The sequence below is a fragment of the Pseudoalteromonas distincta genome (assembly GCF_005877035.1).
Taxonomy (GTDB): Bacteria; Pseudomonadota; Gammaproteobacteria; order Enterobacterales; family Alteromonadaceae; genus Pseudoalteromonas; species Pseudoalteromonas distincta.
The window spans coordinates 2342312-2360710 of record NZ_CP040558.1; the positions used below are offsets into that span (position 1 = coordinate 2342312).

Here is an 18399-nt window from a genome sequence, read left to right on the forward strand (position 1 = left end):
GGATATTTTTGCAGAGCTAGCTCAACTTGTAGCACATTTCAACTTGGTTACCGCTGGCGTTATAAGTTACTTTTTCGGCTATTTCTTCTAGTAAAGACACCCCTCTACCAAATTCATTATTAACCTTTGCCAACTCATCGTGCTTACTACTAAACCCTCGGCCTGAATCACAAATAATGAAATATAAACTGAGCGTGTCGGGGCAATAGCGCATATCAATAATAATCATCGCATCTGTAAGTTTAGCAAGAGCTGCCTCTCTTAATTCGTAATATCGAAAAAAGCCGTCTTCTTGTTTTTTAATCTCTGAGTTAAGCCCTAGTACACCATGATCAAGCGCATTGTTATAAGCCTCAGACAACAGTAAAAATATATTAGAACGATGGGCATTTAGCCCCCCAACACTGCTTAAAATATTAACAACGTCGTAAACGGGGTCTGTTTTTTTTATTTGTTCTGAGTTTAAACTCAAAGATAAATTAAACGCTAAAGTTGAGAATGCTTCTCGCTCTTGCTCCTCAGGAACTAAAGGCAGGCAGTTTAGTAAAACAATGCTTAAATCATCTTGCTGTTTAGTGCCATCTGCAAACTTAGTAACGTCAGCCACTATATCTTCGCTACTAATCATCGATTTACTTTTTAAGGTTTGTAAAAAACGCTCTTCCCCAAAAAATGTATCTTCTTTGTTTGCTGTTTCTATAATACCGTCGGTTGCTAATACTAGGCGTGTATTACTATTTGTTTCAAAGTGAATAACTTCATATTCAAATTCTTGATCGTCTAAAATCCCCAGCGCCATATGTTGCGACTCTAATGTTTGTTTTACATTACCGTCTTTATCTATTAGGTACGCATCTGGCAGGCCGCCCATCCATGCAGAAATACTTTTACCGGATGCACTAAGCTCTATAATGGTGGCAGCACAAAACATGTGTCCAGGTAGAAGGTTGTAAAGCAATGTATTTAGCTCACAGGCAATATCATTAATCGCCATGCCTTTTTGTACCATAGTATAAAAAACACGAGAGATAGGTAATGCACCAATAGCTGCCGCTAAGCCGTGCCCTGTAAAGTCTCCCAACATGCAATACAGATTGCCTATTGGACTTTGCGCCACTAAAAACATATCGCCGTTAAACATAGACGCCGGCGATAAATTAAAATCGAGGTATTCTTTAAACTTACCCTGATTCTCTAATGAGTTATTAAAAATATGCTCAATTATTTCGTGTTCACGTTCAATTTGATTGTGATGATATTCAAGCAGTTTTTTTTGTTGATTTGATTTTTTACTCAGCTCTCTGGTGCGGCTATGTGCTTTAATTTTTGCGTGCAAAATAACTTTTTCAAATGGTTTATGAATAAAGTCATCACCACCGACTTCGAGGCACCGCTCAAAACTTGCTTGATCGTCTAAGGAGGTTATAAAAATAATCGGTAAGTAAACTTCACTATACTGCTGCTTTATTTTTTCAGCGGCTTCAAAACCATCCATTACGGGCATTAAAACATCGAGTAATACAATGTCTATTTGCTCTCTTTTAAGTACATTAAGTGCATCTAGCCCATTGTAAGCCACTGAAATTTTGTAGCCTTCCTGCTCAAGCATTTTACTTAGTAAAATGCGATTGAGCGCCTGATCGTCAACAATCAACACATGTATCATTAGCTAATATCAAACTTTTTATCAAAACGTGAAATTTGTAGGATTTTTCTAAGCTGAGGCTGGCAATTACTTATTTCGATGGTTTTTACTTGGCTATCAATGGTTTTTTTCATGTTAAGTAACATGCCAAGTGCTGAACTATCCATATAATCAGTCTCTCTTAAATCGATAATAACCTTTACTGTTTTTTCGCTCATTTGAGCATAAGCTTGGCGAAAAGATTGCACTAAATTAAAATCAAACTTACCTTTAATTTGTATTGTTAATGTAGTGCCATCGACTGATTCATTCTTAGTTAAACTCATAGTAAACTCCAATAATATTTCCTTTGAACTAAATATAACCTGTTAAAAGTATTTAGCAAAAAGAAAAACACACAACTTCAAATTTGCTATCATTTACACCAGCATTTAATTCATTTTTATCCACAAAGGTAAGGTATGAGTGATAGTCACTTAGTATATTCAACCAGTACGGGTCGCATTGACCAGCCGAAACCAGAAAAAGAGTTGCACGCTAAACTTTTTAAAGATGGTTTTATTCGCATTGAGCGTCAAACAAAAGGGCGTAAAGGCAAAGGCGTAATGCTAGTTGTTGGCATTGATCCAAAAGATCACGATTTAAAAAAGTTAGCTAAAACTATAAAAAGCAAAATGGGCCAAGGCGGCGCAGTAAAAGAAGGCATTATTGAAGTACAAGGTGATGACCGAGATAAACTAAAAGGCATTTTAGAAGCGTTAAAATTTAAAGTTAAAATTGCGGGTGGTTAACCCGCAATTTTATTAACTAGTTACTTCGCTATTTGCGAGTTCATTTAACCTTTCATACAAATTCGGTAGTTCGTGCTCAGCAATTGGCTTACTAAAATAATAGCCTTGCACAACGAAGCAATTATTATTTTGTAAAAACTGCATCTGCTCTATTGTCTCAACCCCTTCTGCGACCACGTCTAGCTTTAACTTTTGCGCCATGGCAATAATAGCTGCAGTGATTTCCATATCATTTGTATCCTCTGGGATATCTTTTACAAATGAACGGTCAATTTTCAATATATCAACCGGGAATCGTTTTAAGTAACTGAGCGACGAATAACCTGTACCAAAGTCATCAATAGAAATAGATATACCTAATGCTTTAAGCTCGTGCAATTGTGTAATGGCTGCCTCTACATTACCCATTAGCATGCTTTCGGTCAGCTCTAAATGAAGGCGCTTTGCTGAAACACCCGACTTAATTATCATTTTGCTCAGTGTTGTAACTAAGCTTGAGTCTTTAAACTGGCGGGCCGATAAGTTTATCGATATATTATTTTCTAGACCTTGTTCTGCCAATCTTACGGCAAAATCACAAGACTCTTGAAGCACCCATTCACCTAATTCAACTATAAGGCCTGTCGCTTCTGCAATAGGAATAAATTTATCTGGAGGGATTGCGCCTTCAGTTGGGTGGAACCATCTTAATAACGCTTCATAACCAACGACCTGATGAGTACGGCTATCAACTTGAGGTTGGTAGTAAACTACAAATTGCTTTTCTTTGAGCCCTATACGTAACTCATTTTCAATAAATAAACGCTCATTTGCGGCCGCATTTAATTCTTGGCTATAAAAGTGGAAGGTATTACGTCCTTTTGCTTTTGCCTCATACATTGCCAAATCAGCATGTTTGAGTAACTGATCTTCCTCTAAGCTATCGTAAGGAGCCATAGTTATACCAATACTTGCACTGACAATAACTTCATTGCTACCTAGTTTTATAGGCACGTTCAGTGTTTTTTGAATTGTATTGGCAACATCAGCCGCGTGAGCTTGGCTTTCTATACCACTGAGCAACACTGCAAATTCATCACCACCTAAGCGCGCTATGGTGTCCTCGGCTCGTAAACGTTTTTTAAGTCTGTTTGCCACTTCAATTAATAATTGATCGCCAGCATCGTGGCCTAATGTGTCGTTAATACGCTTAAATTCGTCTAAATCAAAGTAAAACAAAGCAAATGCATAATGCCCGCGCTCTGCTAATGCCATTGATTTACGCAATTGCATTCTAAAAAATGTTCTGTTGGCAAGTCCCGTAAGGGTGTCAAAGTAAGCCAGTTGTTCCATTTTACGCTGGCTTTCTTTTACAAACGAAATATCTTGTGCTGATGCTACATAACTGGTTATTTCACCGCCCTCTTCACGAATTGGCGAAACACTTAAAGACACCCAAATTGGCTCTTTGTTTAAACCAGCTATTAATGTGTCCCCGCGCCAGTAATTACGGCTGCGTAGATCTATGTCTATATCTTCAACTAAAATAGACATTTCTGAGGCAATAATATTAAGTAGTGGTGCTCTATTAAAATGGCTTTCTGGATAGCCTGTCATTTCGAGCATTTTGGGGTTTACGTACTCAATGACAAAATTTTCATCGGTGATCACAACCCCGGTGCCCGAGAACGCGACCGCTTTAGATAAACGATTAGCTGCTTTTTCAGCAATTTCTTTTTCTGTAATTCTTTGGTTTAAACCATCAATAAGCTTGCGGATTTCTACCGTCATGTCTCTAAATGAGCCATTAAGGGTACCAATCTCATCTTTGTTTTCTGGCGGAAACTCTGTTGTTAGCTGACCTTTACCAAAGCTTGTTACTGCATAAACTAAAGTATGTAAACGGCGAAGTACTAGTTGATAAAGCGCCTGATGCAGCAATAAGGCAACTAATATTGCGTATAAAATAAAGAGTCCAAAAAACTTCAGTTTTAAATCTTGTAACGCAGATAACGTTGATGAACGTTTTTTATAAACCCCTATGTACCAATCTAAATCATCAATTTTACGAATATTAATAATGTGAGCTTCATCATTTTGTTCAAATGAATTGGCATATTCTGGTAACTTCACCGCAATTGCATCGTCAATAATTGACTGCAGTTCTGGGTTTACAAATTCGTTAGTAGCGAGTGCTTTATTGTCACTACCATAGTCAGCTAATAATGCAGGGTTTAGATTGGGATGGGCTAACAATTGCCCTTTACTATCAAATACAAGTAAGTGTTTTTCTTTATCGCCAACAGGTAAAAATGAAATAAGTTTGTTAAGGGAAATATCGCTTCCCGTTACACCTAAAAACTCGTTATCAACATACACCGGCACTAATAAGCTAATAACCCACTTTCGCCATACTGTATCGTAATAAACTTTTGACCATGCAGGCTCTCGCTCTGACCCCAACATACTTTTAATATATTTATACGTTGTACCTTGCGTAACTCTAAACTCGGCTGGTGCATTTAATGCCCAGTTTGGAGGAGAAACACGAATGAAATCGTCATCGGTAATTAAATAAAAGTTAAAAAAGTCGTGTACCAAAGTCGGAGAAATTATACGCCATAACATTTCAGAATCATTAAATAGGCGTTTATAAAAAGGTGAGTAATTTTGCTGTGGTAAAAATGCTGCTGATAATCCGTCAGCCGAGGCACTTCGAATCGTACCATCGCTATTAAACTGTAACTGTGATTTATTACCTAAATTAATTGGTGAATTAGATTGAAAAAGCTGCTCTGTCACTACGTTATTAGCTTGCTGAGCAATATTTATTTTTGTTTTAATACGCTCATTAAACTGCTTCACTAATAAATCTGTAGAGCTTTTTAACACCTCATGTTCTTCAAAAACAAGTTGTTTCTCTTCAGATTTAAGCATTAAGGCAGCCGCACATACCCCTGCTATTAAACAAATAGCAGATATAAGCAGTGAAAGTTTTACACTTAAAGAATTCAATCCAAAACGAGATGGAGGCCGTCTGTAAACCACGGGTCAACCTTAATTATTAATAATTGTTATTATTTGAACCAGTTAACGAAATATACCAGATCCGCATTCATATTTATAAATTATTTGTAAAGTTTCTATAATAACCACCTAAGGTAAATAAATAGTACCCTAAGCTTATTTAGATCTTTATTGACATTGTTGGCAACTCTCCATACATTAACCGTATGAACATATTTATCTCTCGCACTTTTATTTCGTTTTTTAGCTTCTTTATATAGAAGAGGCTTCCCTGTTTGTGAGATAAAATCAATCGAATAGTAAAGCCTCCCAACCGGGAGGCTTTTTTGTTTTTGCTGTGTAATAACAGCCTACTTTTGGAATGAGGATACCAAAATGACAAATGATGTATTAAATGCATTAAGACACGATATAAATGAGATAGACTCCGACTTACTCGTGTTATTAGCTAAACGCCGTCGCATTAGCCACGGTGTGGTTGAATATAAAATCGCCAACAACAAGCCAATTCGCGATGAAGCACGTGAACTCGCGCTTCTAGAAAAATTAATTGGTTATGGTAAGTCACTAGGTTTAGATGCTTACTACGTGAATAATGTTTTTCAAACTATTTTGGAAGACTCTGTTTTACACCAACAAGCAATGCTACAAAAAAACCTGAATCCAGATGCCCTTAGTGAAACACACCGTGTAACTTACTTAGGTGGCCAGGGTTCCTATAGCCAACTAGCATGCCATAAATATTTTAGCCGCCGCCCGGGGAAATTAATTGAAATTGGCTGTACATCGTTTGACGAAATAACAGGTAAAGTAGAAAACGGCCAAGCTGATTTTGGTTTATTACCGATTGAAAACACAAGCTCTGGTAGCATTAACGAAGTATTTGACTTATTACAGCACGCACAAGTCTCTATTGTTGGAGAAGTCACTCACAGTGTAGAGCATTGCTTACTCGCAAACCCTGATACTGAACTTAGCCAACTAACAAAAGTATTTGCACACCCACAACCATTTGCACAGTGCAGCCGTTTTTTACAGGGCTTAGGTGATTTACAACACGAAACATGTGACTCTACATCAAGCGCATTACAATCAGCTCTAAACACACCAAATAGTGCTGCAATTGGCTCTGCACAAGCAGGAAAAAATGTCGGCCTTGAAGTCATCAAATCAAACCTTGCTAATCAAAGCGAAAACCATAGCCGCTTTATTGTTGTTGCGCGTAAACCTCTGCAAGTGTCTAACCAAATTCCAACTAAAACTAGTTTAATCATGTCGACAAAACAGCAAGCGGGCTCACTAGCCGATGCGTTGATGATTTTTAAACAGCATAAGATTAATTTAGTAAAACTTGAGTCGCGCCCAACTCCGGGTAATCCGTGGGAAGAAGTATTTTATGTAGATCTTGAAGCAAACTTAGCTGATAGCCAAGTAAAAGAAGCGCTAGAAGAGCTTAAAGAGCACACCCAATATGTGCGTATTTTAGGCTGCTATCAAAGCGAGTCATTACAGGCAGTAAGCGTTAATACCTAATACACACTTCCATAAAATAAAAAGGGCCGATATCGGCCCTTTTTAGTAAAAAGTGACAAGTATTAGTCTAAAACTTTTGAATCATTCGCTTTATTTAATAAGCTTCGGCTTTGTGTTAAAAAGTGCTCTGTTGAGTCAGAAAAGTAAACTTTTGCCTGCGCAAAAGAATCTATAAGCGCTGCTTTATCTCCTGCTTTTAATTTTTCCAATGTACTTGCAAAAGTGTCTTGGTACTGTGCGAGCAGGCTCTCTACATCATCGAATTGCGCTAACATAATATCTGAGTACAACTCCGGCGACTGCGCAAATAAACGCCCTACCATCATTAGCTCTAGTTGATATATAGGTGACGAGCAACTACGTAACTCTTCTAGTGTATGACTTTGTTTTGCTAAAAACTGTCCGTACACAAATGTTGTTAAATGGCGCATAACCTGAATGATTTGCATTGCTTCGTCGTGTTTTTTAGCATCAAGCTCAACAAGCTGACAACCCCATACTTGTAACTGCTGTAACAAGCCTTTTGCCGCTTGGTGCTCTCGCCCTTCACATACAACGACTGTTTGTTTTACCCAGTGTGATATGTCAGGGCCAAACATAGGATGCAAACCAACCACAGGGCCACTATGCGCAGCTTTTAGTGCTTTGATAGGCGATTGCTTTACCGATGTAATATCAACTAGTAAACAGTCATCATCTAGTTTAGGTAACTTAGCAACTACTGCGTCCAATGCATTAATTGGTACGCTAATCATTACTAGCTTGGCACCTTTTAAAATATTTTGCGCATCGTTTTGCTGATCTTTATCTAAAACTTTAACTTCGTAACCTGAGCGAATAAACTGCTGAGCAAATAGCTGCCCCATAGCACCTTGGCCACCTACAATAACAATTGGCGAAAGCTCTGGCGCTGCACATGCAAGTTTTGCTTGTTGGTTTTGATAGGCTTCTCGCATCATGCGTCTTAGTATATCTTCAACTAGATCGGGGCTTACATTTTGATTTATTGCTTCTTGTCTTCTTGCCGCTAATAGCTCTGCTTCACGATTAGGTGCATGTAAAGGCGCGCCTGTTTGTTGTTTTATCTCACCAATTTTTTGCGTAATACCATTACGTTTAGCAAGTAAAGCAACAAGTTGTGCGTCGCATTCATCTATACCTTCTCTCAGCTGTGCTAAATCACTTATGTCAGCCACGTTCATACCACCTTAAAAAACAAATAACGTAAATATAAATTTACATAAAAGTAAACTAATCAATACGATAAATACTAACAGGATCAGCTAACTGATAAAAGGCTAAAGCTTAAATTTTACTAATAAGGAAATAAGAATTGAGAATTGAGAATTGAGAATTGAGAATTGAGATAATAATATTCTAAAACCAAAACGGGTTGCAACCCGAAGGATGCAACCCGTTTTTTTGCGTTGATAAACAGCGCGTATTAGTTAAGTTTTTCTCTAATACGTGCAGATTTACCAGAACGCTCACGTAGGTAGTAAAGCTTAGCACGGCGAACTGCACCGCGACGCTTAACTGCTACGCTATCAATAAGAGGGCTGTGCGTTTGGAATACACGCTCAACACCTTCACCGTTCGAAATTTTACGAACTGTGAATGCTGAGTGAAGACCACGATTACGCTTAGCGATTACAACACCTTCAAAGGCCTGTAGACGCTCTTTAGCACCTTCTTTTACTTTTACCTGTACAACCACTGTATCACCAGGGCCAAATGCAGGTACGTCTGTTTTAAGCTGCTCATCTTCAAGCGCTTTAATAATATTTTGGTTTACTTTTGCCATTATGTTTCTCACTTTCCTAGGTGTAACTGTCTTCTAGCCACAAGCTTTTTGGTACTCTTGCTGAAATTCTGCGAGTAATACCGCTTGCTCCTCAGTCAGAGCTAGGTTATGCAACAAGTCAGGACGTCGTAACCAAGTTCTACCTAATGACTGCTTAAGCCGCCACTTTGCTATCTCTTGGTGGTTTCCACTGAGTAATACAGCAGGAACCTGTTTGTCGTCCAATGTTTCTGGTCGTGTATAGTGTGGACAATCTAACAAGCCATCCGAAAACGAATCTTGTTCTGCTGACTGGTTATGACCTAACACACCTGGCACTAATCGCGCTACTGCGTCAATTAATGTCATGGCAGGTAGTTCACCACCACTCAAAATAAAATCACCAATTGACCATTCTTCGTCAACATATGATTCTATTATTCTCTCATCTATACCTTCATAGCGACCGGCAATCAAAATCAGTTTATTAGAGTTAGCGAGTTCGCTAGCGCCCTGCTGATCAAGTTTGCGCCCTTGCGGGGACATATAAATTACTTTAGCGCCATCACCAGCTGCTTTTTTAGCTTCGGCAATCGCTTTTTTTAATGGCTCAACCATCATTAACATACCTGGTCCGCCCCCGTAAGGACGGTCATCTACGGTTCTATGCTTATCTAAAGCGTAGTCTCGCGGATTCCAACAGTTAAAATCAATTAAACCATTTTTTACTGCGCGACCGGTAACACCTTGGTCTGTAATAGCGTCAAACATGTCTGGAAAAAGGCTTATCACCCCTACCCATAATGAACTAGTTTGCGTCATTAAAACCCTGGATCCCAATCTACGGTAATTTCTCTTGCGTCGTATTTAACTTCTTTAATAACTGAATCAGTTAAAAAAGGAATCAAACGTTCAGCTTGACCAAATGCGTCTTTACTATTTGCTTTCACAACTAGTACGTCATTTGACCCTGTCTCCATAAGGTCATCAACAATGCCTAAGCTATAACCTTTATCGGTTACAACAGACATGCCAATGAGATCTCGCCAATAGAACTCACCTTGCGGAAGTTCTGGTAAATGCGCTGCATCCATTGAGATTTCAGCATGGGTATAAGCCATTGCTTCGTCTCGGTCGTTTATCTGCGCAAATTTAGCGATAAAGCCTTTGTTGTGGCGACGCCAGTCGACCACTTCTAAGGACTGCCATTTACCTTGCTGCCCTATCAACCACGGGCTGAAATCGAAGATCCCTACGGGATCATCAGTAAATGAATGTACCTTAAGCCAGCCCTTTATACCATATGGGGCACCGAGCTTTCCTACGACAATTATTGATGAGGTGTTCTCTTGACTCATGGTTACACTTACGCCTATTAAGCCGCTTTACGAGCGTCTTTTACTAACTTAGCTACGCGATCTGAAAGAGATGCGCCCTGACCTACCCAGTGTTCAACACGTGGTAAATCTAAACGAATTTTTTCTTCTTGACCTGAAGCAATTGGGTTAAAAAAGCCTACTTTCTCGATGAAGCGACCGTCACGCGAGAAACGGCTATCCGCAACCACAATTTGATAGAAAGGGCGTTTTTTAGCGCCACCACGTTGCAAACGAATAGTTACCATACCGTCCTCTATAAAGATTGACTGTTTTCATTAATAAGATTTACTCCCCAGAATGGGGAGCTGGGGAATTGTACGAGTTTTTGGCAATAACGCAAGTAAGAAGTGAAGCAAAAAGACAGTTTAGTAGGTTAAACCGTGATCTCAACGACAAATTAGGGTTAAAGGTGTATTACATGCATAATTTATTCAACAAAAAAGGAGCTATTTGCTCCTTTAAATATGATTCGCTATTATTTTAAAAAATAACTCAAAAGTATTTTTTAAAACTTAGGACCACCGCCACCCATCATTCCAGGTGGTAACATGCCTTTCATACCGCGCATCATTTTAGTCATGCCGCCTTTACCTTTCATCTTTTTCATCATTTTTTGCATTTGCGTAAACTGCTTAAGCAACTTATTAATCTCTTGTACTTGTGTACCAGAGCCAGCTGCTATGCGTTTTTTACGCGAACCTTTAATGATTTCTGGGCGTGCACGCTCTTTTTTAGTCATAGAGCTAATAATAGCTTCCATTTGGATAAATGTTTTATCACCCATTTGACCTTTAACAGCATCTGGTAAGTTAGACATACCAGGGAGCTTATCAAGCATCGACATCATCCCACCCATGTTTTTCATTTGCTTTAATTGATCAGCAAAGTCGTCAAGGGTAAAACCGGCACCTTTAAATACTTTTTCAGCAACTTTGGCAGCTTGCTCTTTATCTACTTTCATTTCGACTTCTTCGATTAATGAAAGTACATCACCCATACCTAAAATACGCGACGCTATACGGTCTGGATGAAAAGGCTCAAGTGCGTCAGTACGCTCACCCACACCCATAAATTTAATTGGTTTGCCTGTAATATGACGAATAGATAAAGCAGCACCACCACGTGCATCACCATCGGTTTTTGTTAATATTACACCGGTTAGTGGCAGGGCTTCGTCAAATGCTTTAGCTGTATTTGCCGCATCTTGACCCGTCATTGCATCAACAACGAATAAAGTTTCAATTGGGTTGATTGCTTTGTGAAGATCTTTAATCTCGTCCATCATGTTGCTGTCAACATGTAAACGACCTGCGGTATCAACAAGTACTACATCTATAAATTTCTTTTTAGCATGAGAAATTGCAGCGTTTGCAATATCCACTGGCTTTTGCGAAATATCACTTGGAAAGAAATCAACGTCAACTTCTGTAGCAAGCGTTTCTAGCTGCTTAATCGCAGCGGGGCGATAAACATCGGCACTTACTACAAGCACTGATTTCTTTTTGCGTTCTTTTAAAAACTTAGCAAGCTTAGCTACACTGGTGGTTTTACCCGCACCTTGCAGACCCGCTACCATAACAACGGCTGGCGGTTGTGCATTTAGGCTTAGCTCTTCATTGGCCTCACCCATTGCTTTTTCTAGTTCTTCACGCACTATTTTTATAAATACTTGGCCTGGGCTTAAGCTTTTTGTAACTTCAACCCCAACTGCACGTTCTTTAACTTGTTTTACAAACTCGCGAACAACAGGCAGTGCCACATCGGCTTCTAAAAATGCCATACGCACTTCGCGAAGTGTGTCTTTTATGTTGTCTTCAGTCAGACGGCCACGGCCACTGATATTTTTTAAGGTTTTACCTAATCGTTCTTGGAGGTTCTCAAACATGTAACGGTTCCGATAAGACGTTTATATCAATCCATTAAAATTTTACGGTTAGTTTGATTTTCAATTAACCAGGATTGACTTATTAAGTTTCAATTAAAAGTAGTATACCGTATATGGCGTCTTACAATACAGTGTTCAAGTGCACCTTGTTGAGTTTCTTTTTTTAAGGTCTATGCATTTGCTTTGCTATAAAATACAATGGCTATATAACAACAAGGATTATTTTGTCTCAAATTAAGTGGCCCAAGCACAATGCTGATTATTAGTTTAACTATTATTGCCAGTTTATTTTATGTGTTAGCAACGTCTCACGTGCTCTCACGCCTGTTTCATCAACAAGGCCCTAGCCAAAAGGTAACCGTCATATTGAGCACGGTTGCTATAGTGGCGCATATGCTGCTGTTAGTTAACTCTGTTTTTAGATCCGACGGTCAAGACTTAAGTATTGTAAACGTCTCCCTTTTAACATGCTGGGTTATTGTAGTTTCAGTAACAGCTGTGTCGCTAAAGTTCCCTGCCACTTTATTATTGCCCGTTGTTTATGGTTTTGGTGCTTTACTTACAATTGCCAGTTTGTTTATTCCTCATCATATTTTACTGCAAAGCATTAATATTGAGGTTGGCTTAGTAACACACATTTCCTTATCCCTATTGGCCTACTGTATTTTAATTATTGCTACTTTATATGGTGTACAGTTCTACTTTATTGATAAACGTTTAAAACGTAAAGATTTAGCAATTGTGCATAGTCACCTTCCGCCTTTGATGGTTGTTGAGCGCCAGCTTTACCAACTCCTTAATTTAGGCACCATATTACTCACGTTCGCATTACTCTCGGGGTTTGTATTTCTTGATGGGATGTTTGCTAAAGAGTTCATTCATAAAACGATATTGTCGTTAGTTGCGTGGGCTATTTTTGCCATTGTAGCCATCGGGCATATGAAAAAGGGTTGGCGCGGTAAACCTGTGGTTATTACGATCATGGTCGCTGCATTTGTCCTCACACTCGCATATTTTGGCAGCCGTTTCATACAAGAAGTGATACTAAATAAGTTTTAACTTGACTCTGCTTGCTCACTCTAGCTTAATACGCATTGATTTATAAGAAAAGGATCCATCGTTGGACGACATATCGACAAGTACCCTATTTATCATTTTAGGTTTTTTGGTGCTTTTTTCTGCTTATTTTTCTGGTTCAGAAACCGGAATTATGTCAATCAATCGTATACGCCTGCGACACCTCGCTAAAGAGGATCATCGTGCAGCTAAACGAGTCAGTAAATTACTTAGCCGTCCAGATAGGCTCATCGGTTTAATCTTAATTGGCAATAATCTTGTCAATATAGCTGCAGCTCAAGTTGCTACCATTATAGGTATTCGCCTTTACGGTGACCTTGGTATTGCTATCGCTACGGGTGTGTTAACTTTAGTCGTGCTTATATTTGCCGAAGTAACACCTAAAACTCTTGCTGCCCTCTATCCTGAAAAAGTTGCTTTTCCAAGCTCAATAATACTTAAAGGGTTACTAAAAATTCTTTTTCCTTTTGTTGTTATCGTTAACTGGATGACCAACGGGATATTGCGGTTATTTGGTATTAGTGCCGCTCAAATCGACGAGCACAGCATGAGCAAAGAAGAATTAAAAACAGTGCTCAATGAGTCAGGCGCACTTATCCCTGCTCGCCATCAAAGTATGCTGACCTCAATTTTAGATTTAGAGCAAGTAACCGTTGAAGATATCATGATCCCACGCAACGAAATTGTGGCTATTGATATTAATGATGATTGGAAACTAATTAGTCGTCAGCTTACCCATGCACAACATACTCGCGTGTTGTTGTATCGCGACAATATAGATGACGCAGTAGGCTTTATTCACTCTCGAGATGCACTTCGTCTACTTACAAAAGAGCAATTTGATAAACCATCGTTGCTGCGTGCTGTACGCGAAATTTACTTTATCCCAGAGGGAACATCACTTAACACTCAGCTGTTAAAGTTTCAGCAGTCTAAAGAGCGTATTGGATTAGTAGTAGACGAGTATGGCGATATTCAAGGTTTAGTAACGCTTGAAGATATTTTAGAAGAAGTTGTTGGCGATTTTACAACTACACAAACTCGTACGCCAAGCGAAGAAGTAGAAACTCAAACTGATGGCTCTTGTATTGTAGATGGCGGCGCTAACGTACGCGATTTAAATAAAGAGATGGGTTGGGATTTCCCACTAGACGGCCCAAAAACTTTGAGTGGTTTAATTGTTGAATACTTGGAAGATATTCCCGATGCAAATATTAGTCTACGTATTGCGGGCTACCCTATTGAAGTACTCGAAGTAAAAGAGAATATGATAAAACAGGTGAAGATTCAGCCTAATAAGCGTTCTCGCTAAGTAAAAAAGGAGCCGATTGGCTAATGCCAGTCAGTTAAGCTGACTGGCATCTTTCTTTTTATGGGGATACTTAGATGGTTTTGGCTTAACCCATCGGGGATATCTTCTATCCTCTCGTCTAGCTGGAAGCTTAAATAAGACCAGTGTATCGAGTAAGTGCTGCCAGTGTATTGGAATGTTCCCTGGGCTCATTATAGATACTGACGAGAAATACTGAATGACAGCCATCGAACTGCTAGAGAAACTAAGCTGGTTAGGCCATATCCCTGTGACTGTCGCCGCCATCGTCATTATTCTTCGTATTAAATTATAGGCGAGTAACACGGCCCATAGCTCCTGACGCACCATGTCTGGACGCTTACTTCTTAAATGGTATGCGCTATCAAGCATGGTTTGTTTGATTTCTCTAAACCCAAGTTCTATCTCCCAACGATGACAATATAATTCAACAATTTCATTACCTGGATAACGCAATCTATCCGTCATCGAGGTTAATATACGGTAGCTTTTGCCCTTTATTGTTTTGCTGATTAATCTCGCTTTAATCGTTTCAGGAACATCGGGAAAGTTTTTTTGTGCATGCTTTGTGGTTTTCAATTCAATGATATGGTCATTTTTACCCGCGCTGGAGATGATTTCATACTGTAAGTCGGGCCTTGCTGGTATCAGCCAGTGCCTCATCTCCCCAGTTTGATGCCAACGGTTTAACAGGCCTAAAGAATAATATCCTTTATCAAACATAGTCAGTGAATTATCTGGTGTACGTTCAATTAAACGCTCAGCTAATTTCATCTCGTTGGTTTTATAGTTATCAAACTCGCTACTGAGAAGTTGATGGCTGGTCAATTCCATATGACAGACCATGCGTATTTGAGGAAAGGCTGTATCACCGTATTGGTTGCTACCTGAAGAGAAGGCTTTACGATTATCAGGCGTGTCGGCTGTTCGCCACACAACACCGTCAACAGCTAATAGGTTCAAACCATTCCATGTTTCGAATGACTGTTGCTTATACATTGATTGAGCAGATTTATTGAAAACGTGTTTAACGGAATCATCACCTAACCTTTGTCTAGCCTGTACCATCGCACTTGGAGCAACGAGTTGGTTCTTGCCAGGTAACATGATATCTAGCTTATTAGCGATATTCCAAACTGATTCTTTTCGAAACAATGCCATGCCAATAACTGACCACAAAACGGCTTCAAGCGGTAATCTTCGCTTACGAACGGTTGCAATCCCTGCTTGTTGAAAACCTTGTTCAATGATTTCAGGGTCAAGAATTTCTGATAATTTTTCAAAGGTATGGTATCGGCTGCTTTCTTCAAGTGTTGCTTGCAGTGCTTGTTCTATATTCACAAAAAAATCCGTAGTTAGTTTCCTAACTACGGATTTTGCATGATCGTTTGGATCGGTCAACCGGTCATTTTCTTAACTGATCGGCATTAGCCGATTGGCTCCTTTTTTATATCCATTAATAACTCTCTAGCCAAATATAAGACGTTCAAACCAACCTTTATCAAGCTCGTCTTCACAGCGCTTTAATTGCGCGCCATAACGGCTCGCTCTGTGTTTAACTTTGTTTGCTACACCCATTAACCACTTTTTCTTTTTATATGTGCCACGCTTATAGCCACCCCAACCTTCATGATAATTAAGGTATTGTGCGTAAGCATCCCATTTAGAGATTTTATTTACTTTATGCGTTTTATAAACAAACCACGCCATAAAGTCGATTGCATCGTCAAAGTCGTCTCTATCAGCACCATTGTTGCCTGTTTCACGAATATAATCTGACCATGTTGGTGTTTTAGCCTGTGAGTAACCATAAGCATCACTTGCGCGACCGGTTGGAATTATCCATAAGAAGTACTCCATAGGCGGAGCAGCATCATGCTTAAAAGAGCTTTCCTGGTACATCATACTCATGAGTACATGCTTAGGAGAACCCCATTTTTCTTGCGCATCTTTTGCGTCAAAATACCAATCAGGTTTTTCTTCAAAGATTTTACATAGATCGTTAGGTTGCTTTGGAGGCGCTGTTGCACAACCAGCTAAAGTAATGGCAAGAGATAAAATAATTGCATTTTTTTTCATTTTTCTAAGATCTCACAGAACTTTTCTAAAAAGTGTGGGTCTGACTCAATGAATGCAGCAGTACAGCATTAGTTCATCCCTGAATATATATTTACGCAGCCTACTTAGGCTGCGTTTTTTTTGCTTAAATTTTACTAAGTATTAAGATTATTTACCGCCAAAATACGCATCTAAAAAGGCGGTAAATGACTGAGTATCTGCTTGCTCAATTGCAGTTTGTGCTTCGTTAGACTCTACAACTTGTTGTTCCAGCCAAGGCTTTAAAAACTCACTGTAATCAGTGTCAGCGTGGCTTTGTTTGTATTTATTAGCCAGTGCTAGTGCAAAGTGACCGTTGTCTAAACCAGACTCTTTTAATTGCGACACGTAACGTCCAGAATAAGTAAGCTCTGGATTATGCACCCATGTTGCCATGCGCTTTATAGTATCGGAGTAATAATTAACACCATAAGCATTATCCATCCATTTAGCGACATCAGTGAGCTGTGCAAATATTTCATCGCCCCACGACTGAAGACTACGCCGTGTGTTATTAAAGTTAAGCATTAGCCCTTCTTCTCGACCTTGATTGACTACTGTGTCGAGGTTTTCAGTACTGCGTGCTTGTTCTTTCCAATCCATTGGAGCTGAATCTTTTAATAAACAATACGTTAAAAACACATCTAAAAAGTGAATTTGCTCAATATCAATACCAACTTCGCTAAACGGATTAACGTCTAATGCGCGAATTTCTACGTATTCAATGCCTGCTCGAAGCAGTGCATCCGTTGGCGTTTCGCCACTTTTAGCATTACGCTTAGGACGAATTGGCGAGTAAAATTCGTTTTCAATCTGCAGAATATTTTTATTTAACTGCTTAGGGTTTTCACTCTTATAGTCATCAAGATCACCATAAATTTCTGATGGTGTGTTGATTGCTTTTTTAAGGCCTGCTACATATTCATCTAACGAGTTATACATTACGCGTAGTGACGACTGAGCGCTATTCGTATAACCTAAATTTCCTAAACGCAGTGCCGTACCAACTTCTAAGTAAAGCGTACCTTTACCTAGTTTTTTAAATGGTAAATCGGTTTTTCGACCTTGTAAAAATGAGTTACACAATGCTGGCGATGCACCAAACATGTAACTTATTAGCCATAGTTCGCGTTTAAAGTTACGAATAAGCGCTAAATAACCTTCTGAAATAAAATCTTGAAGGCTTGCATTGCTTTTTTGTAACGAATGAAGCGATTGCCAAAGCGTATCTGGGAATGAAATATTAAAGTGAACACCTGCAATTGCTTGCATCATACTTCCGTAACGATTTTTTAACCCTTCACGGTATAGTGTTTTCATTTGACCAGTATTTGAACTACCAAATTGAGCTAAAACAATATCATCTTGGTGTTCAATAAAGCATGGCATACTAATAGGCCAAAGCAGTTCATCGTCCATCTTTTCTAGAGTGAACTTTTGAAGATCTTTTAATTGCTTAAGAGTTTGCGTTGACGACTCACTAACTGGAGTAATAAATTCAAGTAAAGATTCAGAAAAATCAGTTGTGATATGGCCATTAGTTAACGCACTGCCCACCCCTTTTGGATGACCTTTAGGTGATATAGCACCATTCTCTTGTATTCTTAGCGACTCTCGCTCTATGCCACGTTTAATGCCTTTAACTGCATGTTGGTGCTCATTTACTGATAACGCTTCAAGTGCGCTAGCTAAATCATGTGTTGTCAAAAAATCTTTCCTCGGGCCACGTGGCTTAATCATAAGGTTATGGGGACTAATTACTTAGACTCAAGATTAATACCAATTTTTATTGAAAATATGATCATTCTATCGCATTAAATAGCGCACTCACTGCGTTAAAAATTACTCATATAGAACAACTATATGTCATAAT

Annotated in this window: 16 protein-coding genes and 1 other annotated feature; of the genes, 4 read left to right on the top strand and 12 right to left on the bottom strand. The window is 39.0% G+C overall.

Annotated elements, in window-relative coordinates:
* Window positions 1–16: 16 nt before the first annotated feature.
* Complete coding sequence (locus FFU37_RS10465) at window positions 17–1666, bottom strand: SpoIIE family protein phosphatase (RefSeq protein ID WP_002962949.1); 1650 nt, start codon at window positions 1664–1666, stop codon at window positions 17–19.
* Window positions 1666–1971 carry an STAS domain-containing protein gene (locus FFU37_RS10470; protein WP_002962948.1) on the bottom strand — a complete coding sequence of 102 codons (306 nt, stop codon included), beginning with the start codon at window positions 1969–1971 and terminating at the stop codon, window positions 1666–1668. Before FFU37_RS10470 ends, FFU37_RS10465 begins: the two co-directional genes overlap by 1 nt.
* Window positions 1972–2106: 135 nt before the next feature.
* Between FFU37_RS10470 and FFU37_RS10475 the strand changes: the two genes are divergently transcribed.
* Window positions 2107–2436 (top strand): SUI1 family translation initiation factor, encoded by a 330-nt coding sequence (locus FFU37_RS10475; RefSeq protein ID WP_002962947.1) that lies wholly within the window; start codon window positions 2107–2109, stop codon window positions 2434–2436.
* Window positions 2437–2448: 12 nt separating this feature from the next.
* Here FFU37_RS10475 and FFU37_RS10480 read toward each other — a convergent pair whose 3' ends face one another.
* Entirely contained in the window at window positions 2449–5463 is a 3015-nt protein-coding gene (locus FFU37_RS10480) for a bifunctional diguanylate cyclase/phosphodiesterase (RefSeq protein ID WP_138489444.1), read from the bottom strand.
* Between the two features lie 192 nt (window positions 5464–5655).
* Window positions 5656–5773: a sequence feature (Phe leader region), on the top strand.
* Between the two features lie 44 nt (window positions 5774–5817).
* On the opposite strand from FFU37_RS10480, the gene FFU37_RS10485 reads away from it, so the two are divergent.
* Window positions 5818–6975, top strand: a complete 1158-nt coding sequence (locus tag FFU37_RS10485) for a chorismate mutase (RefSeq protein WP_002962945.1) — start codon at window positions 5818–5820, stop codon at window positions 6973–6975.
* A 62-nt stretch (window positions 6976–7037) separates the two neighbouring features.
* Here the strand turns inward: FFU37_RS10485 and tyrA are convergent, their stop codons facing one another.
* From tyrA to ffh, 6 genes are all read right to left on the bottom strand, one after another.
* The gene (tyrA, locus tag FFU37_RS10490) at window positions 7038–8171 is read right to left on the bottom strand and encodes a bifunctional chorismate mutase/prephenate dehydrogenase (RefSeq protein WP_002962944.1); all 1134 of its coding nucleotides are present in this window, start codon (window positions 8169–8171) and stop codon (window positions 7038–7040) included.
* 248 nt (window positions 8172–8419) lie between these two features.
* Window positions 8420–8779 (bottom strand): 50S ribosomal protein L19, encoded by a 360-nt coding sequence (gene rplS / locus FFU37_RS10495; protein ID WP_002962189.1) that lies wholly within the window; start codon window positions 8777–8779, stop codon window positions 8420–8422.
* 33 nt (window positions 8780–8812) lie between these two features.
* Window positions 8813–9580: a tRNA (guanosine(37)-N1)-methyltransferase TrmD gene (trmD, locus tag FFU37_RS10500; RefSeq protein WP_002962190.1), complete on the bottom strand. Its 768-nt coding sequence runs from the start codon at window positions 9578–9580 to the stop codon at window positions 8813–8815.
* A complete protein-coding gene (gene rimM / locus FFU37_RS10505; RefSeq protein ID WP_024596584.1) occupies window positions 9580–10116 on the bottom strand; it encodes a ribosome maturation factor RimM in 537 nt (178 codons plus the stop codon). Before rimM ends, trmD begins: the two co-directional genes overlap by 1 nt.
* Window positions 10117–10133: 17 nt before the next feature.
* A complete protein-coding gene (rpsP, locus tag FFU37_RS10510; protein WP_002962192.1) occupies window positions 10134–10382 on the bottom strand; it encodes a 30S ribosomal protein S16 in 249 nt (82 codons plus the stop codon).
* Window positions 10383–10642: 260 nt separating this feature from the next.
* Window positions 10643–12022, bottom strand: coding sequence for a signal recognition particle protein (gene ffh, locus FFU37_RS10515; protein ID WP_002962194.1), 1380 nt, complete (start codon window positions 12020–12022; stop codon window positions 10643–10645).
* A 252-nt stretch (window positions 12023–12274) separates the two neighbouring features.
* Here ffh and FFU37_RS10520 point away from each other — a divergent pair, with 252 nt between their 5' ends.
* Both FFU37_RS10520 and FFU37_RS10525 read left to right on the top strand, forming a co-directional pair.
* Window positions 12275–13081 carry a cytochrome C assembly family protein gene (locus FFU37_RS10520; protein ID WP_002962197.1) on the top strand — a complete coding sequence of 269 codons (807 nt, stop codon included), beginning with the start codon at window positions 12275–12277 and terminating at the stop codon, window positions 13079–13081.
* A gap of 61 nt (window positions 13082–13142) precedes the next feature.
* Window positions 13143–14411, top strand: coding sequence for an HlyC/CorC family transporter (locus FFU37_RS10525; protein WP_002962198.1), 1269 nt, complete (start codon window positions 13143–13145; stop codon window positions 14409–14411).
* Between the two features lie 30 nt (window positions 14412–14441).
* On the opposite strand, the gene FFU37_RS10530 is transcribed toward FFU37_RS10525, so the two are convergent.
* The 3 genes from FFU37_RS10530 to gshA all read right to left on the bottom strand — a co-directional run bounded on the left by FFU37_RS10530 (window position 14442) and on the right by gshA (window position 18233).
* Window positions 14442–15770, bottom strand: a complete 1329-nt coding sequence (locus tag FFU37_RS10530) for an IS4 family transposase (RefSeq protein WP_039588252.1) — start codon at window positions 15768–15770, stop codon at window positions 14442–14444.
* A 126-nt stretch (window positions 15771–15896) separates the two neighbouring features.
* Window positions 15897–16508: a transglycosylase SLT domain-containing protein gene (locus FFU37_RS10535; RefSeq protein ID WP_002962200.1), complete on the bottom strand. Its 612-nt coding sequence runs from the start codon at window positions 16506–16508 to the stop codon at window positions 15897–15899.
* 147 nt (window positions 16509–16655) lie between these two features.
* A complete protein-coding gene (gene gshA / locus FFU37_RS10540) occupies window positions 16656–18233 on the bottom strand; it encodes a glutamate--cysteine ligase (protein ID WP_138489445.1) in 1578 nt (525 codons plus the stop codon).
* Between the last annotated feature and the right edge of the window lie 166 nt (window positions 18234–18399).